Raw genomic sequence first — 24,026 nt, 5'->3', positions numbered from 1 at the left:
GATTGCTTCGTGCCTCGCAATGACGTTTTTTATAAATTAAGGTTATTTCAACTAAACACCGCCAGCACTCCGAAATAAACCAGCATACAACCCGAGCTGATGAAATTCATACGCATGGCGTTTTTAAAATTAGCGTTGGCTGTCGATCGCCCTACTTTATAAAACCAATAATTAAAAAAGAAAAATATTGGCGCGGCGCATACTATAAAGAAATAAAAGTTAAGCATCATCCCAGCCAGGTGCCAATACCAGTAAGAAAGGGCTATCCCCGCGGCAAACAATACGCCCGAAAAAATAAAGGAGCCTTTGTAGCCTAAAACGATACTAAGCGTTTTATCGCCCCGCCTGCTGTCTTCTTCATGCTGATAAACCTGGGTTAAGGGGTATGATGCCCCAATGAGGCAGGAGCTGATAGCCCCCGGAATAATCAGGCCTAAATCCCAATGACCAAACAGGCTCGTACCGGTCAAAGCGGTATAGGTGGTGTAATAAATAAAACATCCCTGGAAAATAAACACCGTTAAAAAACTGATAATCGGATATTTTTTTAACCGGGTAGCAGGATGGCTGTATAATTTTGACATAATGCCATAAATGAGCACCGCAAAGGCAAACTCCCAGCTAATGATAAAGCCAAGCAAAAACGCAATAACCTCCAGCAGAATGGAAAAATAATACAGGCTGAGATCCACTTCGGGCGGTTTGGCTAACAGGGCAATGCTATCTTCATCCTTATCAAAATAACTGTTATAGCCATTGCTGGCCGGGAAAGCAAGGAAATGCCATATAAAAAATACAAGTACGGCTGTTGAAGCTTTCACCACATCGGCCTGGCTAAAGGCAAACAGGTACACCGGCAGCAAAAAAACAGAAAACACAAACCTTAAATGCGCAAATGCCGACCGGGTAGGGATAAATTGTTTAAACTTCATGGCGTGTTTTTACATTATAATTACTGCCGGAGGCAACATCAGGTTGCCTGATTATGGTTATAAACATACAACCTTAAGTACAAAATTCCTTCAGTATAAATTATTATGTTTGAAACAGCGTTAATGTAACATGAATAAGAAAATTTATATAGTTGTACTTTTAATTTTCGCGACGACAGCGGGCTTCGCGCAAACGGTATCTAAATCAGATATCAGCTTTAAGATTAAAAACCTTGGTTTTAATGTTGGGGGTACCTTCGGCGGTTTGCAGGCCGATATTAAGTTTAAGCCTAATGACCTGGAGGGCAGCTCTATTGAAGCGTCAGTGTTATCCAGCACTGTTAATACCGATAACGAAAGCCGCGATAGGCATCTTAAAAGCGAAGATTATTTTGACGTAATTAAATATCCAAAGATCACGCTAAAGTCAGTTTCCTTTAAACGTAAAAGCGGGAGCAACTATACCGGTAATTTTAACGTAACTATAAGAGATAAAACAAAGTTGATTGAAGTACCTTTTACGTATACGGAATCAGGTAATACAGCACAACTGAAAGGAAACTTTATGATTTTGAGGACAGATTTTGGCATAGGCGGCAAAAACCTGATCCTTTCAAATGAGGCCAATGTTTCGGTTGAGGCGGAGATCAGCAAATAAAACGCTTAATCATTTTTAATGGAGAGTTGCATTAGTGCTATCGGGATAGCAAATCCCGCCAATCGGATTGCCCAGCAGGATATTTACCATTTCATGGCTAACGCCTTTGGGCTGGATGCAACCAATGCAGCAAGATTAAAGGGGATTTATGACCATTCCGGAATTGATTACCGCTATTCGGTAATTCCTGATTTTGGCTATCGGGATGCGGCAGATTTCACCTTTTTTGAACAGTCGGCAGGGCTCGAACCATTCCCTGACACACAGAAAAGGTTAAAGCTTTACGAAAAGGAAGCTATCGCCATAGCTGTAAATGCCGCAAAAAGCTGTCTTCAAAAATTTGGAGATGACATTACCGGCAGCATTACACACCTGGTAACCATTAGCTGTACGGGTATGCACGCACCTGGGATTGATATCGAACTTGTGGACCGGCTGCAGCTAAACTGCGATACCGAACGTACCTGCATCAACTTTATGGGCTGCTACGGTGCCATAAACGGGCTCAAAGTAGCCGACTATATCTGCCGCGCCGATGCCGGTGCCAAAGTGCTTGTTGTTAGTGTAGAGCTTTGTACGCTTCATTTTCAAAAAGTGAATACGCTGGATAACTGGGTTGCTAATTCGCTATTTTCAGATGGGGCTGCTGCCGTTTTGGTCGAAAATACGGCCAATCGTTTAGGCAGCGGCAATTACTTTTTACTCAAAAACTTCTATTCAGAATTTGTTACTGAAGCACGTAATGAGATGGGTTGGTATGTGGGCAACACAGGTTTTGAAATGAAACTCACCTCCAAGGTATCCAAGCAAATTAAGAAACATATCAAATCACTTACCCAGCGCTTTTTGCAAAAGGCCAAAACTAAGATGGATGATATTACTGCTTATGCTGTTCACCCCGGCGGGCGCACCATTTTAGAAGCAGTGGAAGACGCCCTGGAATTACCTGAAGAAAGCAACGCCTTTGCTTACCAGGTTTTGCAGGAGTACGGTAATATGTCGTCGGCCACAATTTTGTTTGTACTGGATAAAATGCTGAAGGCAGGTAACCTGGTCGATCAAAAGATCCTGAGTTTTGCCTTCGGTCCGGGGTTAACCGTTGAAGGGATGATACTTGAAATGCATTAAGCCATCATGAGCGATGTAATTGTAATTGGCGGGGGCCTGGCCGGGTTGTTTAACGCCATATTGTTGAACGGTGCCGGTCTGAAGGTTACAGTTATTGAAAAAAAGACTTACCCCATGCACCGCGTTTGTGGTGAATATATCTCGAACGAGGTGATCCCTTTTTTGTCTTCGTTGGGCATCGACCTTGATGAACTAAACGTTGCCCGGATCAACAGGCTGGAGGTAACAGCAGCATCTGGTACCAAACTTTCGCAAAAGCTTGACCTGGGCGGTTTTGGTTTAAGCAGGTTTACTTTCGATAATTTTCTGTACCAAAAAGCCCTCGCCGAAGGAGTTGATATTTTAACAGGCACACGGGTGGAGGATATTCGTTTTGCTGGCGAAAAATTTGAAGTGGTAACTCCCGGCGAAACATTAACAGCCCCGTTGGCTATCGGCTCGTTTGGTAAACGATCCAACCTCGATCAAAAACTTAAACGACCGTTCTTTTATAAACGCAGCCCATACCTGGCCGTAAAATTCCATTTGCAGATGGATTTCCCACAGGACCTCATCCAGCTTAATAATTATAAAGACGGCTATTGTGGGGTAAGCAAAACAGATGGCGACAGGTATTGCATGTGCTATATGGCCCACCGCGATGAGCTCCGAAAGTATGGTACTTTACAGGCTCTGGAAGAGAACGTGATCCGCAAAAACCCTTACCTGGATGAGATCTTTCGTAACGCTAAATTTTTACTGGATAAGCCTGAAGTGATCAATGAGATCTCATTTGAGAGGAAGGCGCCTGTTGATAACCACATCCTGATGAGCGGAGACACCGCCGGGATGATAGCCCCACTTTGTGGCAACGGCATGACTATGGCCATTCATTCGGCTAAAATCCTTTCCGAAAAAATTATTACACACTATAAGCCGGGTAGCTTTAATGCTGAAAAGCGCGCTAACCTTGAGCAGGATTATACCCAAAGCTGGAACAAACAGTTTGCGCAAAGGCTTTGGGTTGGCAGGCAGTTACAGCGTTTGTTTGGTAACGATAATATGACAGCCTTTACTTTAAATACGCTCAATCACCTGCCTTCTGTTGCACAATACCTGATAAGTAAAACTCACGGCCAACCATTTGTATAGTTCAAGCGTATATATTATAGAAATTTAACCCAAAGTTGATAATTGGTTTTAATAATTAATTGCCAGCTCTTGGCTTTGTACATTTGATGCTATAATATATGCCTGATTTAAGTTACCGTACAGATACACTGGAGATCATGGACGATTTTAATCTCCCCTCTGCCGAAGTAGCTCCGGTGCTTGAAGGCCTGGGGAAGATGAACGCGTTATTTGGCGGCCATAAAAACATTATCAACTTATTGAATAAATTATCTGTAAGTACGGGCTATTCTGTTAGTGATTGGGGCTGTGGCGGAGGGGACACCCTGATAGCTATTGCTAAATGGGCCGAAAGCAAACAAATCGATCTTAACTTAAACGGCGTTGACGCAGCACGGGCTGCTGTTAATTATGCCCGAAAACAGGCGAAGGATTATAGCAATATTAATTTTATCCAAGCCGATGTTATTGACGAAGCATATCTCATTAAACCGGCTGATGTGATCATTTGCAGCCTGTTCACGCACCATTTTGATGATGAGCGCTGGATTAAGCTCATCAAAAACATGCAAGCCTCGGCACAAAAAGGAATTATCATTACCGACCTGCACCGGCACTGGCTTTTATACCATGCCATAGTGTTAATAACCCGTGTTTTTACCAGTAATGCCATGGCACAAAATGATGGCCCCCTTTCGGTTAAGCGTGGTTTTAAAAGGCACGAATTGTTGGCATTATTAAAAAAAGCACAAATTGATAACTTTAAATTAACATGGCGCTGGCCTTTCAGATGGGAGTTAATCATCTATAAATCGTAGCTTTACGCTATGAATTTGCGTGTACTGGTTTTAACAACCTCGCTTGGCGTGGCAATTACGCTCTCGGCAGTTAACTTTTATTTTCAGCATAAATGGTACGATGTAATGGTTACTTTTTCGGTGGCCCTTGGTGTAAGTTACTTCGTTTTCTACTACCTTATCGAAAAATATATTTACTCCCGTATCAAGTTAATTTATAAACTGATCCATAACCTGAAATTAGGCCGCGATCTTAGGGACGCCCTTGGCGAACACGTAAGCGCCAACCCCATTGCCGATGTAGAACAGGAGGTAAAGGAATGGGCCAAACAGAAAAAGACCGAGATAGACGAATTGCGTAAGCAGGAAAAGTTCCGCCGGGATTTTCTGTCCAATATTTCACACGAGTTTAAAACCCCGCTTTTTGCTATCCAGGGTTACATAGAAGCCCTGCAGGACGATGATCTGGAAGACAGGGAAATGGCCCGACAATTTTTGGAGAAGGCCTCGAAAAATGTAGACCGCCTAAGTTATCTGATTAAAGACCTTGATGAAATCTCCAAACTCGAATCGGGTGAGATGCCTATCAATTACACTAAATTCAAGATCAACGACCTGATCAAAGAGGTTTTTGAATCATTGGAGATTAAAGGCAAGCAGTACCACATCAAACTTATATTTAAGCAAAAGTATGATGAGCCTATTGTGGTGAATGCCGACAGGGAAAAAATAAGACAGGTGCTCGTGAACCTGATAGATAATTCGTTTAAGTACGGTAAAGAAGAAGGCAGCACTTCGGTAAGCCTTTTTGTACTGCACGACCAGGTTTTGGTTGAAGTTACCGATGACGGCATTGGTATTGAAGAAAAGTTTTTGCCAAGACTGTTTGAGCGTTTTTTCCGTACAGACAGCAGCCGTTCAAGGCAAATTGGAGGCTCCGGGCTGGGGCTTGCTATTGTAAAGCATATCATTGAAGCCCACCAGCAAACTATCAATGTGCGCAGTACAGAAGGGCTTGGTTCAACGTTTGGTTTTACCTTGGCAAGGGCTAAGCAAACCATTCCTTTCCCGAATTTACCTGTGTTAAAAAGTTAACAATAATTTAACATACTAACTGTACCTTTACACCAATTTCAAATCACTATGTCGCTAAACAGTATATTCCAGTATTTTGTACCCAAGGATAAAAAAATATTCTTCCCGCTGTTTGAACAAGCCGCGGCCAATGTTGTAGCCATGGCTACCATACTGGTTGAAGCAGTTAACTCAAACAACCCTGCAACCCGTGAGGATCTATATAAACAGATTGACAAGCTTGAAAACAAAGGCGACGAATACACCCACCAGATTTACCTGGAGCTTGGCAAAAACTTCATTACGCCTTTTGATCGTGAAGATATCCACGCCCTTGCAACAGCTATTGATGATGTGGCCGACTATATACAGGGCGCGGCAAACCGCATGAGCCTGTACAGGATAGATGATTTGAATGAGCATATCCGTAAGCTATCTGACCTGATACTGCAGGCCAGTGTTGATTTGGAAAAAGCTGTAAAAGAACTGAAAGACCTTAGGAATGTACGTAATATAGCCGATTCATGCATCAGGATAAACAGCGTTGAAAACCAGGCTGATTATGTTTTTGACCGCGCTGTAGCCGACTTGTTCCTGTATGAAAAAGATGCTATCCGCCTTATCAAATACAAAGAAATATTAGCCGCTCTTGAAACCGCTACCGATATGTGCGAAGACGCAGCTAATGTTATGGAGTCAATCTTAGTTAAAAACGCTTAAGTAAATCTTATCCCCAGCTAAATGGTTACTTCCCTACTTGTAGTTATTGTTGTACTCGCCCTGTTGTTTGATTACACCAATGGCTTCCATGATGCCGCAAACTCTATAGCTACCATTGTATCTACCAAAGTATTAACACCGTTTCAGGCAGTGTTAATGGCCGCGGTATTCAACTTTGCAGCTTACTTTTTTATAAAAGATCATAAGGTTGCTAATACCGTATCTAAAATTGTATTGGAGCACTATGTTACCCTGCATGTGATCCTGGCCGGTTTGGTAGCCGCCATCACCTGGAACTTGTTTACATGGTGGTTCGGAATCCCTTCAAGCTCGTCGCACACCCTTATTGGGGGCTTTGCCGGTGCCGGTATGACTAACGCGCTTTATATGGGTGCCAACGCCCTGCATGCTGTTGAAATGCAATATGTGCTTAAAATCGTTGCCTATATCGTACTTGCCCCGTTTATTGGTTTAATTATAGCTTATGTGGTAACCATTTTAATATTACACCTGTGCAAAGCTGCAAGGCCTGCCACTGCCGAGCGCTGGTTTAAACGCATGCAGTTAGTATCGTCGGCAGCTCTGAGTTTTGCTCACGGTGGTAACGATGCACAAAAAGTTATGGGGATCCTGTACGTAAGCCTTATTGCTTCAAAAGTGATAAAGCCAGGCTCAGTAATGCCGGAGTGGATCCCTTTAGCTTGTTACTCAGCTATTGCTGCAGGCACCATGTCGGGTGGTTGGAAGATCGTTAAAACCATGGGCTCAAAAATAACCAAGGTTACCCCGCTTGAAGGTGTAAGTGCCGAAACTGCTGGTGCTATCACCCTGTTTATTACCGAGCGTTTTGGGATCCCGGTTTCAACAACACATACTATCACCGGCTCAATTATAGGTGTGGGTTTAACTAAACGAGTATCGGCCGTGCGCTGGGGCGTAACCATTAACCTGGTTTGGGCCTGGATCATTACCATACCTATTTCGGCACTGATTGCCGCCGGTGTATTTGCATTATTACATTTCTTTGCCTAAACAAACCGGTAGTAATTTTGTTAGTTTTACTACTATGAAAACAAGACTACTCATTATCCCCGTCTTAATAGCTTTAATTACATTTACCAGCTGTGATACGCTAAACCAGGTAGCTAATGCCACTATTCAAAACCAGGGAACACCAACGTCGCTTGAAATAGGCAACGGTTTAAAACAGGCCCTTGAAATAGGCACAGGTAAAAGCTCGGATCAACTATCGGCAGTTAACGGATTTTTTGGCAATGCCGCTATCAAGATCCTTTTTCCGCCCGAAGCGCAAAAAGCTGAGAGAACCTTACGCGGGCTTGGCCTGAACAGCCTTTGTGATAATGTGATCCTTTCGCTTAACCGCGCAGCCGAAGACGCCGCAAAACAGGCAAAACCTATTTTTGTTGATGCTATTAAACAAATGACCCTGCAGGATGTTACCAATATTTTATTGGGCAGCCAGGATGCGGCAACACAATATTTTAAACGTACCACTACCGCGAAGCTAAGCCTGCAATTCAAACCCGTTATCCAGGGAAGCTTAAATAAAGTGAATGCTACCAAATACTATACTGATGCCGCCCAGGCCTACAATAAGGTTCCGTTTGTATCAAAGCTTAATCCTGATATCAGCGATTATGTGACCCAAAAGGCTATCGATGGCTTATTTGTGGAGATAGCCAAAGAAGAGCTTAATATTCGTCAAAATCTTGGGGCTCGTACAACGCCTTTATTGCAAAAAGTATTCGCTTTTGCTGATAGGAAAAAAACTGCAGGACAATAAATAGATAAAAGAAAGAGATACAAAATGGGCTGCGTCGATGTTATTCAACGCAGCTTTTTTATTGGGCATATTATTTTTGCTTTTGGAATTTAACCTTTACAGTAACAACTTCGGGTTTGTTGTTAGTACTGCCAACCCATGAGGGGCCATTCTTTATAAGCTCGATGGCCTTTTGATCGGCCGCTTCACTCAGGCTTTTTTTAATGCTAAACTCATCTGTGATGCCGCTCGGGAATATCGTAAATGTTACGGTCACGGTGCCGGCAGTACCATCAGGCAGTACGGCATTAGTTTGTAAATATTTTTTCAGGCTGCCCCAGCCCAGTTGCGGATGTGCCGCGGTGACACTTACCTCACCGTTGTCATCGTCTTTTTTAGTTACAACCACCTCGCTAAGGGCCCTGGAATCGGGCTTAAGCGCTACTTTAATGCTATCGCCGCGTGTGGCGTTAACCTGCCTCGGCTCATAACCAATATAAACCACATCAAGCGTCGCCTTATCTCCCGGCGAACTAAGTGCGAATTTTCCGTTAACGTCAGTTACCGTGCTCCGGTTGGTGCCTTTGATCCTGATAGCCGCACCAATTAAAGGCGAACCGTCATCTCTCGAAATAATAGTACCGGCAATGTATAATGATTGTGCCGCCGCTTTATTGCTGCCAAAAATAGTTGCTGGCGAAGATGTAACGCCGTCAACCTTTCCGGGTAATTTAAATTGCAGCGGGGCTTTTGATTTAGCTACAGTAGTATTCGCTCTTAATGCTATCACATCCTGGCTTACTGTATCTTTTTTTGCAATTGGAGCTGTGTATCCTGCTACTATCCGCTCACTTAAATTGCCTCCTTCTTTCAAAACAACTTTATCTTTAGCAGCAGCGGGCGGAGTTGCCGGTTCTGCTAAAGGATTGCTGCCCACAGGAGGCGGAACATCATTCGAAGCTGTTTTATTGTCGCCAGCGGAGATTTCCTGCTGATAAAGCGCATTAGCCGATTGCTTTGCCCGTCTTGATTTTTTATTTACTGCAACTGATGGGGCCTGTATGGGCGTATTGGCACTCGCTTTTTTAACTGTATCGCCGGTCTTTACGGTATCGGCGGCAGCTGCCATGGGCGGAATGGAATTTTTATTTCCTGCAATGTTATTACTTTGCAGTTCAGCTTTAGGAGATCTGTTAAGATAAAGGCCTCCCAAACTTAATGCTATTAAAACCGAAGCCGCTATGGGCCAAACGGTCCACGGCATTACACGGCCTTTATTTTCTCCGGTACGCTGCCGCAGTCTTGAGCTAAGGTCAGCAAGGTTTAATTGTTGACTTGTCCCCATGTTTTCATATCCTTCCAATGCATCCATCAAAAAAGGGTCGTTTAGTGCCTCCATCTCCAGTTTATGCATAGCACGGGCGTCAAGCTCTCCGTTGAGATACTTCTGTATTTGCAATATATTTGCCTTTTTACTATGCACTGTTCCGTTCGAGGCAAATTTTCAAATTCCTCTTACCGTTTTGGATATAACTCTTTACCTCATTTAAAGTATATCCTGTTATCCCGGCAATTTCTTTATAACACTTCTCTTTTAAATAAAACAGGTGGATACTTTGTTTTTGTCCGCCGGTTAACCCTGCTATGCAGTGCTCCAAAGCTTTCAAAGCCTCTTCCCTGTTATTATCCTCAGGATGCAAAAAGGGGGTAAATTCCACAACTTCATCTAAATTAACCAACTCCATCTTTTTACCGCTTCTTAACTGCATCAAGCAATAATTGCGCCCAAGTACATACACCCAATTCCTGAACTGGTTAATCTCATGCTTTTTAACCTTATCAACCAGCTCCTCAAAAATGCCCATTACCGCGTCTTTGGCCAGTTCTTCATCTTTCAGATATTTAAGGCAAACGCCATAAACAAGGGGCATATATCTTTCATATAAGCTGCCCAAAACTGTTAGGTTACCGCTTGCGCGATAATCACTAAGTAGTTCTTCGTCTGTTGATTTCCCTGGTTTTTGGGGTTTTATAAATAGGCTCATTAAACATACAAAATTAATTTATTAAAATGGTTTATGGAAATTAACCGCCTGCAGACAGCTCTATTTAAGGAAAATAAGCTAATAACCAGTTTTTTTTCATAGGTGTTGGTTCATTTCTGTTATAAACCATGAATACACTAAGTCCCGACTGAAAGGACAATAGCATAAAGTTTAAACAAAAAAAGCGATGCCGGAAGCATCGCTTTTCTATAAATATCGTAACAGTTTTACCTTGCAGGTTGTGGCTTTGGCAGCTCTTTGCGCGGGATCATTTCGGCACGTTGAGCCGTATGGTAAACAAATGAAGCAACAATGGTAGCGGCTTGTTTCAGGTCGTCTTCAATAAGACGATCGTAAGTGTCCTGATTACTATGATGGGTGCGTGAACCGTAATCAATAGCATCCTGGATAAACTGGAAGCCCGGAATACCAACGGCATCAAATGAAAGGTGATCGGTGCCGCCGGTATTACGAATGGTAAGCGTGCTGGCGCCAAGATCTTTAAAAGGGTCAAGCCAGGCCTTAAAGATAGGTGCTGCGGCCGAATCTCCCTGTAAATACACTCCACGGATCTTGCCGGTTCCATTATCAAGGTTGTAATAGGCCGAAAGCTTTGCTTGTTCGGGTTTAAGCTCCATCGTTTTAGGATCGCCAAAATGATTGGCCACATATCCGCGCGAACCAAATAAGCCCTGCTCTTCCGAACTCCATAAGGCGATGCGAATGGTGCGTTTGGGTTTAAAGTTAATCGCTTTTAAAATACGCATGGCCTCCAGCATTACCGCGCTGCCCGCTGCATTATCGGTAGCACCGGTAGCGGCATGCCATGAATCAAGGTGGCCGCCAAGCATTACTACCTGGTCTTTCAGCTTTTTGTCCGTTCCTGGAATTTCAGCGACTACATCATAGCCCTGCAGGTCGTCGGTAATGAATTGGGTTTTAATATCAGCTTCCAGTTGTACCGGCTGGCCACCTTTTATAAGGCGCAAAATGCGCTGGTAATCTTCGCTGCTGGTTTCAAGCTCGGGTGCTACCGCTTTTGCGGTATCGGCGTATGAAGCGCCGTTGGTGGTAAACACAGTACCATCAGTACCGCGGGCCTGGCTTAACACCAAGCCAGCTTTTTCATCAACCAAAAATTGGCTTAATGCAGTCCTGAATGCACGTAATTTACGGAATGCAGCCATTTGGGCGGCGTTGGGGTCTACAGCGTTCCTGCGCGGGCCGGCCGGCGTAGCTTTCGCGTTGGCCATTTCGGTAAGTTCCTCATCGGTATAACGGGCGGCATCCACTTTCCAGGTACGTTCTGTTGGTGCTTTAGTATCAAATATCACGATTTTGCCGGCCAGCTTACCTTTGTATTGCTCAAGCTCTGCTGCCGAATCGGCTTTGATTATCATCACTTCGCCTTTGATCAAGCCATTTGTACCCGGTGTCCATGCTTTAGGGATGGCGATAATTGCATGATAGTAAGGAACCGTGATAGCTGCATAGTTTTTTTGAACCTCCCAGCCTTTGCCAAATTTACCCCAGGCTTCCAACTTAGAGTTGGCCATGCCCCAGGTTTTAAGCTGATTAACAGCCCAGTTTTGGGCGCGCTTTAAGCCCGGAGAATTGGCAAGCCTTGGGCCCGAAACATCTGTAAGATAAAAAGCCGTTTCCATTACCTTTGAATGGTTAAGGCCTTCTTCCCTTATTTTTTGAACCATTGCCGCATCAACAGGTTCCTGTGCAAACGACGGTACTGCAATACCTGCCGTAATTAAACACGAAAAGAGTAGTTTTAATTTCATATACAATAAATAATAAGATCAGTTAATAACAAACCTATTTATTATAAATTAAAATTGGGAATATATTGTGTTAACAAAGTTGTTACACGGGGATTAAGTTAGCTGGTCCAAGTTAATCTTCAGTTAATGGTTAAATTTATGACGAAAGTTTTAGTAACTTAAGTGATTATAAATAATTGATTCCCCACCAAAGAAATAATTATGATAAAAGGAAGAAGTTGTAAAGTAATGCTTGGCTGTGCTTTATATACGACTCTCTCACTTGCTTCCTGTGCAAAGTCAAGTGGTTTTTATATTGACGTTAAAAAAGATGCTATAGTTTCATGCAATGGGGAGAGCTTAAATGAGATGTCACTGGAAGATGATTCAAGCAGTGTAACGCTACGGAGTTCCGAATCTGTTATATACTTCAATAAAAAGAATCTTGGACTTGCTGCTCAAATGGACTTTAATGGAGAGGTCATTAATGATTTTGATTTAAAACTCAAGCCAAAATGCGCTTATAAACTACGTAAACATATGGGCTATGATAGAGGGGCTTTCTCCGCTACGTTCAAAACCGATAGCTTAGGAAATATTATTATGACATCAAATGCCAATTGTCGATAATTTATTAACGGATCGAGGCTCAAGGACAGCCAAAACTCGACCAGTCCCGGAGTCCTCCTCTGAGAATACAGACTTACGAAGTTTCAAAAACTTCGTAAGTCTCCGCTTTGTGAGAAAGCCCCAACAAAAAAGGGCTTATCCGTTACAGATAAGCCCTTCAATATTATAAAGCTGATTATTCAATTACAGCTTGCGTTTTACTTCCACATTTTCGTACGCTTCAACAATATCGCCTACTTCAATGTTGTTAAAGTTGGCGATGTTCAAACCGCACTCGTAACCGGCACTTACCTCTTTCACATCGTCTTTATAACGTTTTAGTGAAGCCAGTTCGCCAGTGTAGATCACCACGCCATCGCGGATGATGCGGATCTTGCTGTTACGGTTAATTTTACCATCCAATACCATACAACCTGCAATAGTACCCACTTTGCTGATCTTGAAGGTTTCGCGGATCTCAACGTTAGCCACAATCTTCTCTTCAAAGGTTGGTGCAAGCATACCTTCCATCGCCGCTTTGATCTCGTTGATCGCATCGTAGATGATAGAGTACAGCCTGATATCGATCTGTTCAGCTTCGGCCAGTTTACGGGCACCGCCTGAAGGGCGTACCTGGAAACCGATGATGATCGCGTCGGATGCTGATGCCAGCAATACGTCTGATTCGGAGATCTGACCTACCGCTTTCGAGATGATGTTCACCTGGATCTGCTCGGTAGACAGTTTCAGCAATGAATCTGACAAGGCCTCGATAGAACCATCCACGTCACCTTTAACGATGATGTTAAGCTCCTTGAAGTTACCCACTGCTAAACGACGGCCGATCTCATCAAGGGTGATGTGTTTTTGTGTACGTAAGCCCTGCTCACGTTGTAACTGCAGGCGTTTGTTGGCAATTTCACGTGCCTCAACTTCGCTTTCAAGCGCATTGAACTTATCGCCCGCGGTTGGTGCGCCCTGCATACCCAATACCTGTACCGGTGTTGATGGTCCCGCTGAATCTACACGCTGGCCACGCTCGTTGGTTAACGCTTTAACACGACCGCTGTAGCAGCCTGCCAGTATCGGATCACCTACTTTTAAGCGGCCTGCCTGTACCAGGATGGTGGTAACAATACCACGGCCTTTATCTAAAGCTGCTTCAATAACAGTACCTACGGCACGTTTGTTAGGGTTAGCTTTCAGTTCAAGCAATTCGGCCTCAAGCAATACTTTTTCCAATAACAAGTCAACATTTAAGCCGGTTTTGGCCGAAATTTCCTGCGACTGGTATTTACCGCCCCACTCTTCAACCAAAATATTCATGGCCGATAATTGTTCCCTTACCTTATCGGCATTGGCACCCGGCTTGTCAATTTTGTTAAAGGCGAAGATGATTGGTGCACCTGCAGCCTGCGCGTGGTTTATGGCCTCGCGGGTTTGCGGCATCACGCTGTCATCGGCAGCTATCACTATAATTACAATATCTGTAACCTGCGCACCCCTTGCACGCATCGCGGTAAACGCTTCGTGACCCGGCGTATCCAGGAAGGTGATCTTTCCTTTGTTATCAGGCAATGTTACTTCGTAAGCACCAATGTGCTGGGTTATACCACCCGCTTCGCCGCCTATTACGTTGGTTTTGCGTATAAAGTCGAGCAATGAGGTTTTACCGTGGTCAACGTGGCCCATGATGGTTACGATTGGTGCACGAGTCACCAGGTCGGCCGGATCATCAGGCTGGTCAAGGTTGGCTTCCTCATCCTGCGGTTTAACAAATTCAACCTGGTAGCCAAACTCATCGGCCACAATTGAAAGTGTTTCGGCATCAAGCCTTTGGTTAATGGAAACAAACATACCTAGGCTCATACAGGTAGATATGATCTGGGTTACAGATACATCCATCATGCTTGCCAGCTCATTTGCCGTTACGAACTCGGTAACCTTCAATACTTTTGATTGGAGTTCCTGTTCCATTGCCAGTTCTTCGGCACTTGCAGCAACGTCATCACGTTTTTGACGACGGAATTTAGCGCGCTGTGCAAACTTGCCCGACTTACCTGCTCCACTTAAGCGTGCAAGTGTAGCCTTGATCTGGTCTTGTATGTCTTTTTCTGAAGGTTCTTCCTTCGGTCCTGTATGTTGAGGCGGATTATTGCGGTTGTTCCTGAAATCCGGGCGGTTACCACCGCCATGACCTCCCTGGCCCTGACCTGGCCCGCTGTTTCCGGGTGCTCCATGTGTACGGTTCCTGAAATCCGGGCGGTTAGGATTAATGGTACCACCACCGCTGGGCTGTTGACCTTGTTGCGGGTGATTGCCACCACCGCCCTGCTGGCCATGCGGATGGTTACCGCCGCCTTGCTGCGGGTTGCCCTGGTTATCTTTACGCTTACGTTTGCGTTTGTGATCGGCCGAGTTATTATTTGAATTTGATGATGAAGCTACCGGGTTGCGTTTTGGCGCGTTAACCGGCAACTGGATCTTACCAATAATGTTTGGCCCTGTTAAACGCTCGGCTTTAGCCCGGATCACGTCTGGCTCCTGGCTGTCATCAGCTACTGGTGCAGCCGGAGTTTCGGGAGCAGCCGGAGGTGTTGCAACCGGTGCTTTTTCAGCAACAGGCGCTTTAGGCTCTTCAGCTTTGGGTGCTTCGGCAACCGGAGCTGCCGGTTTTGGCGTTTCAACCTTTGGTGGTTCGGGCACAACCGGGGCTACCGGCTGTGGCGCTTCAACTTTTGGCTCGGCAGGTGCCGGAGCCGGTGTTGGCGCAGGTGCCTGTGCAACTGGCTCGGGTTGTTTAACAACTACTTCCGCTGGTTTTTCCGCAGGCTTCTCCGCCTGTGGCTTAGCATTCAGGTTGTTAAGGTCAATTTTTCCAACCACCTTAACACCAGGTAATACGTCATTGCGCTCATCAGAACGTGCAGGAGCTTGCGCTGCCGGAGCAGGCTCGGCCGGTTTTGGTTTTTCAACCTGCGGCTGTGCAAAGTGCCCTGTATTCTTGATCAGTATCTCTTCGTTCTCAAAATCGCGCGAACGGCGGTTCTCAACCGGCTTTTCAGGAAACTGTGCAGCAGGCTCTTCTTTCCTTATCTTTCCGATACTGATCTGCTTAGCTTCCTCCTTAATACTTTTGTCAACAGCAAATTCCTTTAACAGGGCATTGTACATGTCATTATCCAGCTTGGCCATAGGATGCTTGTCAACCTTGTATCCTTTGGTAGCTAAATAATCGACAAGGGTACCCATGCCAATGTTCAGTTCTTTTACTGCTTTAATTAATTTTATGGATTTGTCTTCTGACATTTAATATTACTTTCTCTGCTTATTTAGTGCAAAAATACGATTTTAATTTGCTTATTCCGCTTATTCAAACTCCGCATTCAATATTGATAGCACTTCTTTTACTGTTTCTTCCTCTAAATCGGTACGTTTTACCAATTCACCAACGGTTAAGGCCAGTACTGATTTTGCCGTATCTAAACCAATACGTTTAAATTCATCAATGATCCAGCCTTCAATCTCGTCAGAAAATTCTTCAATGTCCACATCCTCGTCATGCTCATCAGCCTCACGGTAAACATCAATTTCGTAGCCTGTCAATTTTCCTGCCAGCTTAATGTTGTGCCCGCCACGACCGATAGCTAATGATACCTGGTCGGGTTTTAAATACACAGCAGCTGTTTTTTTCTCATCATCTAATTTAATAGAAGTGATTTTGGCAGGCGACAATGCACGTTGAATATATAGCTGAACGTTGTTGGTAAAGTTAATAACGTCGATATTTTCATTTTTTAACTCACGTACTATACCGTGGATCCGAGAACCTTTCATACCTACGCAGGCACCAACCGGATCGATACGGTCGTCATATGATTCAACGGCAACTTTAGCACGTTCGCCCGGTTCGCGTACAATCTTCTTGATGGTAATTAAGCCATCAAAAATTTCCGGCACTTCAAGCTCAAACAAGCGCTGTAAAAACTCAGGCGCTGTACGTGAAATGATGATCTTAGGGTTACTGTTCAGCATATCTACCTTTGATACAACAGCTTTAACGCTATCGCCCTTTTTAAAGTAGTCTGCCGGGATCTGCTCTGTTTTTGGCAGTAACAGCTCGTTGCCTTCATCATCAAGAACCAAAGTTTCTTTTTTCCAAACCTGGTAAACCTCGCCTGTAACAATTTCACCTACGCGGTCTTTATATTTTTTGAAGATCTCGTCTTTCTCTAATTCCAGAATTTTTGATACCAGCGTTTGGCGGGCGGCTAAAATAGCACGGCGGCCAAAGCTTTCTAAAGTGATCTGTTCAATATAGTCATCACCAACTTCAAGGTCGGCGTCATACAGGTGTGCTTCGGCAAGTTCTATCTCCAGGTCATCATCTTCGCTAAAGCCATCTTCCATAACTTTACGTGTACGCCAGATCTCTAAGTCACCATTGTCGGTGTTCACAATTACGTCGCAATTTTCGTCCGTACCGTACTTTTTCCTGATCATGCTCCTGAAAACGTCTTCCAGTACGCTCATCATGGTAGGGCGGTCAATGTTCTTGAAATCTTTAAATTCCTGAAAAGAATCAATTAAATTAATATTGCTCATTTTTTACTTAAATGATATTAAAACCTTTGTTTCTGTTATTTGGTCCATTGGGATAACGCTTTCTATAACCTGCGCTTTTTTCCCTTTTTCTTTTACTTTTTCTTCAATGGTGATGGCATCCTCTGTAAGGCCGGTTAATGTGCCTTCGCGTTTAGCGCCATCTTTCATTTTAATGCCCAGGCTACGGCCAACATTTTTGGCGTATTGCCTTGGCGACGACAGCGGATAATCAATGCCGGGCGATGAAACCTCCAGGTTATAAGCGGTTTCAATCACGTTTTCCTCTTCCAGATGGAAACCTACGTGCCTGCTTACCTGTGCACATTCATCAATACCGATACCGTTATCGCCATCAAGCAGGATCACCAATTTACCGTTCGGGTGCATTTTAATGTCCACTATAAACAGGTTTGGTTTATCTGCTATCTTCTCTTCTACCAGTTCTTTTACCCTTTTTTCAATATTCATTACCCACCGGTGTTTTTGACAGAATAATTTTGATTGATAAAATAAAAGAGGGGACTAATTGCCCCCTCTTTTATTAACGGTTGCAAATATAATCAAAAATATTAAATTTTCAAGCATATAGGTAGTTTATTGCTTAAAAATCAAATCTGTATAGTGCAAGGTTCCGGGTTTGCTGCGGCTTTTTATCAAATCGGTCAGCGTACCACCGGCACTGAAATCATAGTAACGAAAAAAATACGTTTGCTGTGTACTAAAGGCTGTATCCGGCGTAAAAATAACAACATTATCTTTAACGGTGTAACTACCCGGCTGTGTGGGCTGCAGGTTTCGCATGCTGGTATCGGCAGGCATGCGGTAAACGGCCATGAGCGTTTCCCAGGCTTTGGCAGATGAATCACGGCTGATCTCGTTAATGATGGCTGGATCGAAACCGGTTATCTGCAATGCTTTCCCGTTATTAACTGTCTTAATGGTTACCAGTGTTTTGGTCGATGTTTCTGTACAACTGATTAAAAACATTAGCGGAAGTAATAAAGGAAAAAGTTTTTTCATTTGGCAAGATAGGTTTATTGTAATAAAAAGCGGATATTTCTGTTTACAACACAAAACCTGACACAATTGAAACCTTTATTCCTGCTTTTCTTAATATCTTTTTGCTGTGTTAAAGTTAATGCCGACGTGCCCCGTATGAACCTCAACCGCGTTAAAACAAAAGCTAAACAAAGCCTTTTATTTTGCCGGCAGCGTGGTTACAACACCCGCTATTGTATTTTAATTGATATGGCCCTGCCATCGGGTATTAAACGTTTTATGGTATGGGATTTCAGGAAAAACGATGTGCTGGTTTCCGGACTGGTGAGCCATGGCTGCGGCCGTAACCCCTGGAGTGGTGAATGGTCGAAAGACAAACCGGCGTTCAGTAACCTGGATGGCAGCCACTGTACTGCCCCCGGTAAGTACCAAATAGATGGACGGGCCTACAGCGCCTGGGGAATCCACGTAAAGTATTACCTCACCGGATTGGAAGCAACCAATAATAACGCTTTAGCAAGGCAGATTGTTTTTCATTCGTGGGAACAGGTAGCCGAAACGGAAGTTTACCCTAAAGGGACACCAGAAGGCTGGGGCTGTCCGGCTATATCAAATAATACCATGAAAATTGTGGATGCTTTGTTGAAGAAACAAAAGAAGCATGTGTTGATGTGGATATACAATAACATAATTTGCGACCGAGGGACACGGTCGCGGGGTTAAATTACACTCCTCCTTTCACTGTCAATATAATTAAACTGGCTTTCTTCTAATTTTTCTTCTAAAGCGTCCAGCCCATTTTGCATTTTATAGTTCCGTTCTCGTAATGTTATAGGGATAAGCCAATAAAAAAATATTGTTTTATGGTTATTGCCAGGATCAAACAATTCAAGATCAGGTCCATCTAAATAAGGTAAAGAAATTAAACCGTAGCTGCACTCTGAATTTTCCTGCCATGGCCTTCCAAAATTAACCGTATGCCCTAAATTGAGATTTTGATTAACATTATGGAAATAAACTACACTTGTTAACAATTCTAAAATAGAACTATCCTGAATGGCGGAAAATAAATGTAGTTCGACAGGTTTTTCATGCGAAAATGTAGACATGCCACATGTTGCGTAAGTCCACATTTTCCTCTTGACAGTTGGTTTAAATTCTAAAATTGTAAGCGGATTATCAAGTTCATTGATAGGCCCCGTTGTCCATATCTTCTCTTCATAATTGCTTCCCCAATTTGATATATAATGCTCTTTTATCAGTTTGTTGTAAATGCTCATCTTGTAACCCCATTATACTTATAATGAATTTAGGTTATTTATTGTATTGTACTTGTTTTCAGACGAATGCAGAATAAGGCTACTTTATAATAGTTTTTACAAATCCGTACATAGATATTGTATCGGAGTATTTGCTTTCCAACAAATGCGACGCGGCGATCTGAAAAGAAAACTTGCCCCTCAAAAGCTCACCCTTTACGTAGGTGTCTTTATCAAGAACAACGTTTTTATCTATCACTTTAAAAACAGGTTTTTTGTATGAGCTATCAGTAATTGAAAAAGTTTGATTGTATTTGGCTTCAAATACACCTGGTGATTTAACAAATTTCAATTCATAGCGGCCATCAGAAAAAGGAGTGTCCGTCAATTGAAAAACAAGAGCATTTTTATCGAGCGTCACTTCGCAATTTCTGAAATATTGCCTGACTTTACCTTCAATAACTGTCGTTTCTGATGTGTAATTACGTTTTGTTGTATCTTTCGTTTGCCTGCTAATTACATAGTTGAAATGTTCTTCTTTAAAAAAAGGCTCATCATAAAGTTTGCTTGAATAGTTTTTCGCTGGATACAAAGTTGGTGTTTTTACCAATTTTGATTGTTTTTGTATTGGCTGTGAACAGGAAAAAAGAAACAGTGCGAGTAAAATGGATGCCTTTTTCATAAATGATTGATTTTTTAGCTTATAACTTGGCTTAACTTGCGGCGTTTGGATATATAACCGCCCGGTACAGGATCCGATTGGCGCGTCACCTCCCTCGCTTGTCCCCCTTTGCAGCTCTTCTTAATTACCCTACTTTTTCAACGTGCTCTCAAATAACTTATAAATGCGTTTATACTCGTCGGCCCAACTGCTGGGTTGTTCAAAGCCGTGGTCTTCTACGGGGTACGAGGCAAGCTCCCAATTTTCTTTGTGCAGCTCTATCAGTTTTTGAGTTAGGCGAATGATATCCTGGTAGTTCACATTCTGATCTATCATGCCATGGAGCATCAGCAGGTTGCCTTTTAAGCCGTTGGCAAAATAAATAGGCGAACTTTTACGGTAAGCCTGTTCATCGGTGAAAGGTTCATTGAGGATATTTGAAGTATATTCATGGTTATAATGCGCCCAGTCGGTAACGGAGCGTATGGCGCCGCCTGCAGCAAAAACATCCGGTTCGGTAAACATACCCATAAGCGTAATGAAGCCACCGTATGAGCCGCCGTATAAACCGACATGCTTCGGGTTAACGCCATATTTTTCAACCAGCAATTTTACGCCATCAACCTGGTCGGTGAGGTCCTTGCCGCCCATATGGCGATAGATCCCTGTTCGGAAATCCCGGCCATAACCCGCGCTTGCGGTATAGTCGATATCTAAAACGGTGTATCCGTTATCGGCCAGCATATTGTTAAACATAAATTCGCGGAAATAGTAACTCCATGAATAGGTAACGTTTTGCAGGTATCCCGCTCCGTGGACAAAAACCACAGCGGGTTTTGCAGGATCTTGCTTTTTAGGCTGATACAGGCGTGCGTAAACATCAGCGCCATAACGGTTTTTAAAAGTGATGATCTCCGGGTCGCGCCAGGGGTACGACAGGTATTCGGCCGAAACGGAGTTGGTTATTTTTACCGCCTTTGCACCGGGTTTATTGGCCTGGATATATAATTCCCAGGGCCTGTTTGAATAAGAGTAGCGAATAGCCAGCCACTTTTCATCAGGCGAAAGTGTTACCTCGTTGCCGCCCTTCATGCCGGTAATTTTAACGGGGATGCCGCCGCTAACCGGGATCCTGTAAAAATGGATAATGCCCGGGTGATCGATATTGGCGGTAAAATAAAACGTCTTTTTATCCTGGCTTAGCTGCAAAGTCTGCACTTCCCATTTGCCGCTGGTGAGTTGTTTTTTGGCGCCGCTGGTTACATCAACCACATAAATATGCGAGTAACCGCTTGCTTCGCTCTGGTAATAAAAATGGTTATCATCAATAAAACCTGCATTTCCGGGATCATCAATGCCGGGGCCGCCAATCCAGGCCTCATCCCGCTGACGGTCAAGCAGGCTTAGTTTACCGCTTACCGGGTCTAAGCGCATGATCCAGCAGTCTTTATTATCCTGTGCTGAGATAATGACCACGGCATTGCCGCCGCTTTGATTCCATAAAACGCCATCGATATTTACCTGCCTGTCGGCGTTTTCCTTTTGACGGGCTTTTAATTCATCGGGATAATCTTTTAAATAGTCGGGCAGGTCTTTAATGCCGGGGATCTCTGATGTAATAACCGGGTAAACTGCTTCCCGGCGTTTATCGTAAATAAAAGTCTCTGATGTTGACGATGGCCGGCCTACCTTTGAACGGTTCGGAATATCCTCGGTGAAACCCGATGCGGTAACATAATTAGGTACAATCGCGTTTTGAACGCCATCGGCGCGTTTGGTAAGGCGATAGGTGATAAACCTGCCATCCGGACTGATCTGTACAGCGCTCAGTCTTTTATCGCCATAGGCAATCTCTTTCAGCTTGTCGGGCTTAAGCAATGCTGTTTCTGTTGAATCTTTTTTATCGTCTTTTGCTTCCTTTTTGATGATCTCAAACAACTCAAGCTGTTGTTTTTTGAGCCATTGTTCCTGCTCGCCGGGTTTATCCTTACTTTTTTTATCGCTTGCTGTCCGTACAAAATTGGTGAGCTGTACCAGGGTGCCGCCATTCAGGTTCAGGGCAAAGAGATTATTATCTTCTTTGTAAATGATCTTTGTTTCATCACCGCTGAAAACAGGGCTGTCTTCCTGCGCTACGGTATTTGTTAGCCGGGTGGTTTTGTTGGCTTTTACATCGTATAAAAATAAATCGCCGTTTTTACTGAATACCTTTTGGCTATGCTTTTTGTTCCATTCGCCGTAACCGGCTGCCAGATCGCGCTGCTCGGCAATGCTAACTTTTTGTACCTTGTTGTCGCCGGGGCTAACTGAATATAACCGGGTATTGCCCGAAGCATCATCATCCCATTTAAAATAGATCTTTTTATTATCGTTAGCCCAACGGATATTGGAGGGTGAAACCCCGATCCATTTAGGGTCGCGCATAATTTTTTCGATGCTAAGGGTATCCAGCTTTTGGGCAAAGGCGCCCGTTGCCGGGATCAGGAACAATAAGCCTAACAGTTTTTTCATATCTCAATAAAGCATGCAATTTAACAGTTTGGCTAATGATTGTTATTTTTAAGCATTTTATTGTTACAAAATGGAATTACAGGGCAACGGATTTTTATTGAGGGCGTGGCAACAGGGCGATGAAGCATCACTTCAAAAGCATGCGGATAACCCTAAAGTATCGGCTTTTTTGCGCGACAGGTTCCCGTATCCTTATACTATGGAGGATGCGCTATTTTGGGTAAACCTGGCCCAAAATCAGCAACCTTTAACCAACTTTGCCATAGTAGTTAACGGTGAAGCCTGCGGCGGCATTGGTGTTGAACTTTTTACCGACGAAAGCCGCATAACCGCCGAAATAGGCTATTGGCTTGGTGAAGAACATTGGGGAAAGGGCTTAGCAACCGAGGCTGTAAAACTGGTAACCACTTATGCTTTTGAACATTTTTCGCTATTGCGCTTAGAAGCCGGTGTGTATAATAGAAACACGGCATCCATACGGGTGCTCGAAAAAGCAGGCTATATTCAAGAGGCCGTACTACGAAGGTCAATTATTAAAAATGGCGAGGTGATGGATAAATATATGTATGCTATTTTTAAGGATTAACAACTAAATTCACAGGATGCCTAATTTGTATATTATAGCAGGTTGTAATGGTGCCGGTAAAACCACGGCAAGTTATACAGTTTTACCCGAATTGCTTAACTGTAATGAGTTTGTAAATGCAGATAACATCGCGGCGGGACTATCTCCCTTCGATCCGGAAAGTGTTGCATTCGAAGCCGGCCGGATCATGCTGCAGCGGATTGATGAGTTGCTGAACCGGGAAGTTGACTTTGCCTTTGAAACAACGCTTTCAACCCGGAGTTATGTATCCTTGGTTAAAAGAGCCCAGCAAACAGGATACGAAGTTACTTTATTGTTTTTTTGGTTGAGCTCTCCTGAAATGGCAAAGGAACGAGTAGCTAAACGCGTAAGCAAAGGTGGCCATAATATCCCGGCTGATGTAATAGAGCGGAGATATTATCGAGGAATAAGAAATTTGGTATCTTTGTATATACCTCTTTGTGATAAATGGTTTGTAATAAATAATATAAATACAGGCTCCCTGGTGGTGGCAAGAGGTTTCGGATCGTTAGAAGAAACAATAATAAAATCCGACGTTTGGAAAGTAATTTTAGATCAGGCAAATGACAACTAAAGCACAAAAAATGGGCATGGATGAGTTAGAGGCGAAAGTGCTTGAAGGCATGAAGCGGGCAAACCGCAAACTGGTTGAAACTGCCGCAGCCAATGATGAAAGCCTCATTATCGGTGATAAAGACGGCAGTTTCAAAGCTGTACCCGCAAAAGAGCTTTTAAAAACCCTTCCCGCCAAATAGC

Annotated in this window: 24 protein-coding genes; 13 read left to right on the top strand and 11 right to left on the bottom strand. The window is 43.6% G+C overall.

The annotated features are described in order from the left end of the window. Positions 1-47: 47 nt before the first annotated feature. On the bottom strand, positions 48-932 hold the full coding sequence (locus BLP33_RS20290) for a UbiA family prenyltransferase (protein ID WP_090532542.1): 885 nt from the start codon (positions 930-932) through the stop codon (positions 48-50). Between the two features lie 130 nt (positions 933-1,062). Here BLP33_RS20290 and BLP33_RS20285 point away from each other — a divergent pair, with 130 nt between their 5' ends. From BLP33_RS20285 to BLP33_RS20250, 8 genes are all read left to right on the top strand, one after another. After that, the gene (locus BLP33_RS20285) at positions 1,063-1,590 is read left to right on the top strand and encodes a YceI family protein (protein ID WP_090532541.1); all 528 of its coding nucleotides are present in this window, start codon (positions 1,063-1,065) and stop codon (positions 1,588-1,590) included. 18 nt (positions 1,591-1,608) lie between these two features. After that, positions 1,609-2,718, top strand: coding sequence for a type III polyketide synthase (locus BLP33_RS20280; protein WP_090532538.1), 1,110 nt, complete (start codon positions 1,609-1,611; stop codon positions 2,716-2,718). A gap of 6 nt (positions 2,719-2,724) precedes the next feature. Then, positions 2,725-3,849, top strand: coding sequence for an NAD(P)/FAD-dependent oxidoreductase (locus tag BLP33_RS20275; protein ID WP_090532536.1), 1,125 nt, complete (start codon positions 2,725-2,727; stop codon positions 3,847-3,849). 98 nt (positions 3,850-3,947) lie between these two features. Further along, positions 3,948-4,646: a methyltransferase domain-containing protein gene (locus tag BLP33_RS20270; RefSeq protein WP_090532534.1), complete on the top strand. Its 699-nt coding sequence runs from the start codon at positions 3,948-3,950 to the stop codon at positions 4,644-4,646. Positions 4,647-4,655: 9 nt separating this feature from the next. Then, positions 4,656-5,720, top strand: a complete 1,065-nt coding sequence (locus tag BLP33_RS20265; RefSeq protein WP_090532532.1) for a sensor histidine kinase — start codon at positions 4,656-4,658, stop codon at positions 5,718-5,720. Positions 5,721-5,768: 48 nt separating this feature from the next. Further along, complete coding sequence (locus BLP33_RS20260) at positions 5,769-6,419, top strand: DUF47 domain-containing protein (protein ID WP_090532530.1); 651 nt, start codon at positions 5,769-5,771, stop codon at positions 6,417-6,419. Between the two features lie 21 nt (positions 6,420-6,440). After that, positions 6,441-7,451: an inorganic phosphate transporter gene (locus BLP33_RS20255; protein ID WP_090532528.1), complete on the top strand. Its 1,011-nt coding sequence runs from the start codon at positions 6,441-6,443 to the stop codon at positions 7,449-7,451. A 34-nt stretch (positions 7,452-7,485) separates the two neighbouring features. After that, a complete protein-coding gene (locus tag BLP33_RS20250) occupies positions 7,486-8,223 on the top strand; it encodes a DUF4197 domain-containing protein (RefSeq protein ID WP_090532853.1) in 738 nt (245 codons plus the stop codon). Between the two features lie 70 nt (positions 8,224-8,293). On the opposite strand, the gene BLP33_RS20245 is transcribed toward BLP33_RS20250, so the two are convergent. From BLP33_RS20245 to BLP33_RS20235, 3 genes are all read right to left on the bottom strand, one after another. Then, complete coding sequence (locus BLP33_RS20245; RefSeq protein WP_139160030.1) at positions 8,294-9,661, bottom strand: carboxypeptidase-like regulatory domain-containing protein; 1,368 nt, start codon at positions 9,659-9,661, stop codon at positions 8,294-8,296. 16 nt (positions 9,662-9,677) lie between these two features. Continuing rightward, positions 9,678-10,247 (bottom strand): RNA polymerase sigma factor, encoded by a 570-nt coding sequence (locus BLP33_RS20240; protein ID WP_090532524.1) that lies wholly within the window; start codon positions 10,245-10,247, stop codon positions 9,678-9,680. Positions 10,248-10,474: 227 nt separating this feature from the next. Next, positions 10,475-12,040: a M28 family metallopeptidase gene (locus BLP33_RS20235; RefSeq protein WP_090532522.1), complete on the bottom strand. Its 1,566-nt coding sequence runs from the start codon at positions 12,038-12,040 to the stop codon at positions 10,475-10,477. Between the two features lie 201 nt (positions 12,041-12,241). Here BLP33_RS20235 and BLP33_RS20230 point away from each other — a divergent pair, with 201 nt between their 5' ends. Beyond that, positions 12,242-12,649: a hypothetical protein gene (locus tag BLP33_RS20230; protein WP_090532520.1), complete on the top strand. Its 408-nt coding sequence runs from the start codon at positions 12,242-12,244 to the stop codon at positions 12,647-12,649. 183 nt (positions 12,650-12,832) lie between these two features. Here BLP33_RS20230 and infB read toward each other — a convergent pair whose 3' ends face one another. From infB to BLP33_RS20210, 4 genes are all read right to left on the bottom strand, one after another. Beyond that, complete coding sequence (gene infB, locus BLP33_RS20225; protein ID WP_090532518.1) at positions 12,833-15,937, bottom strand: translation initiation factor IF-2; 3,105 nt, start codon at positions 15,935-15,937, stop codon at positions 12,833-12,835. A gap of 60 nt (positions 15,938-15,997) precedes the next feature. After that, positions 15,998-17,233, bottom strand: coding sequence for a transcription termination factor NusA (gene nusA, locus BLP33_RS20220; protein WP_090532515.1), 1,236 nt, complete (start codon positions 17,231-17,233; stop codon positions 15,998-16,000). Positions 17,234-17,236: 3 nt separating this feature from the next. After that, positions 17,237-17,701 carry a ribosome assembly cofactor RimP gene (rimP, locus tag BLP33_RS20215; protein WP_090532513.1) on the bottom strand — a complete coding sequence of 155 codons (465 nt, stop codon included), beginning with the start codon at positions 17,699-17,701 and terminating at the stop codon, positions 17,237-17,239. A gap of 126 nt (positions 17,702-17,827) precedes the next feature. After that, complete coding sequence (locus tag BLP33_RS20210; RefSeq protein WP_090532511.1) at positions 17,828-18,253, bottom strand: hypothetical protein; 426 nt, start codon at positions 18,251-18,253, stop codon at positions 17,828-17,830. A 66-nt stretch (positions 18,254-18,319) separates the two neighbouring features. Between BLP33_RS20210 and BLP33_RS20205 the strand changes: the two genes are divergently transcribed. Beyond that, positions 18,320-18,955 (top strand): murein L,D-transpeptidase catalytic domain-containing protein, encoded by a 636-nt coding sequence (locus tag BLP33_RS20205; RefSeq protein WP_254780204.1) that lies wholly within the window; start codon positions 18,320-18,322, stop codon positions 18,953-18,955. On the opposite strand, the gene BLP33_RS20200 is transcribed toward BLP33_RS20205, so the two are convergent. The 3 genes from BLP33_RS20200 to BLP33_RS20190 all read right to left on the bottom strand — a co-directional run bounded on the left by BLP33_RS20200 (position 18,952) and on the right by BLP33_RS20190 (position 22,663). Then, on the bottom strand, positions 18,952-19,512 hold the full coding sequence (locus BLP33_RS20200) for a suppressor of fused domain protein (protein ID WP_090532508.1): 561 nt from the start codon (positions 19,510-19,512) through the stop codon (positions 18,952-18,954). The two genes, BLP33_RS20205 and BLP33_RS20200, sit on opposite strands and share 4 nt — an antisense overlap. A 79-nt stretch (positions 19,513-19,591) precedes the next feature. Further along, positions 19,592-20,173, bottom strand: a complete 582-nt coding sequence (locus BLP33_RS20195; protein WP_090532507.1) for a hypothetical protein — start codon at positions 20,171-20,173, stop codon at positions 19,592-19,594. Positions 20,174-20,302: 129 nt separating this feature from the next. Further along, positions 20,303-22,663: a prolyl oligopeptidase family serine peptidase gene (locus BLP33_RS20190; protein WP_090532505.1), complete on the bottom strand. Its 2,361-nt coding sequence runs from the start codon at positions 22,661-22,663 to the stop codon at positions 20,303-20,305. 70 nt (positions 22,664-22,733) lie between these two features. Here BLP33_RS20190 and BLP33_RS20185 point away from each other — a divergent pair, with 70 nt between their 5' ends. From BLP33_RS20185 to BLP33_RS20175, 3 genes are read left to right on the top strand one after another with little or no spacing between them, the layout of a single operon-like run. Then, a complete protein-coding gene (locus BLP33_RS20185) occupies positions 22,734-23,249 on the top strand; it encodes a GNAT family N-acetyltransferase (protein WP_090532504.1) in 516 nt (171 codons plus the stop codon). Positions 23,250-23,265: 16 nt separating this feature from the next. After that, complete coding sequence (locus BLP33_RS20180; protein ID WP_090532502.1) at positions 23,266-23,844, top strand: zeta toxin family protein; 579 nt, start codon at positions 23,266-23,268, stop codon at positions 23,842-23,844. Then, positions 23,834-24,025: a hypothetical protein gene (locus BLP33_RS20175; protein WP_090532501.1), complete on the top strand. Its 192-nt coding sequence runs from the start codon at positions 23,834-23,836 to the stop codon at positions 24,023-24,025. The genes BLP33_RS20180 and BLP33_RS20175 overlap by 11 nt, the downstream gene beginning before the upstream one ends. Position 24,026: the final 1 nt, after the last annotated feature.

This window comes from Mucilaginibacter sp. NFR10 (genome assembly GCF_900100445.1).
GTDB classification, from domain to species: Bacteria; Bacteroidota; Bacteroidia; order Sphingobacteriales; family Sphingobacteriaceae; genus Mucilaginibacter; species Mucilaginibacter rubeus.
Note: the sequence above shows the minus strand (reverse complement) of the source record. Positions and strands in the feature narration are given on the sequence as shown.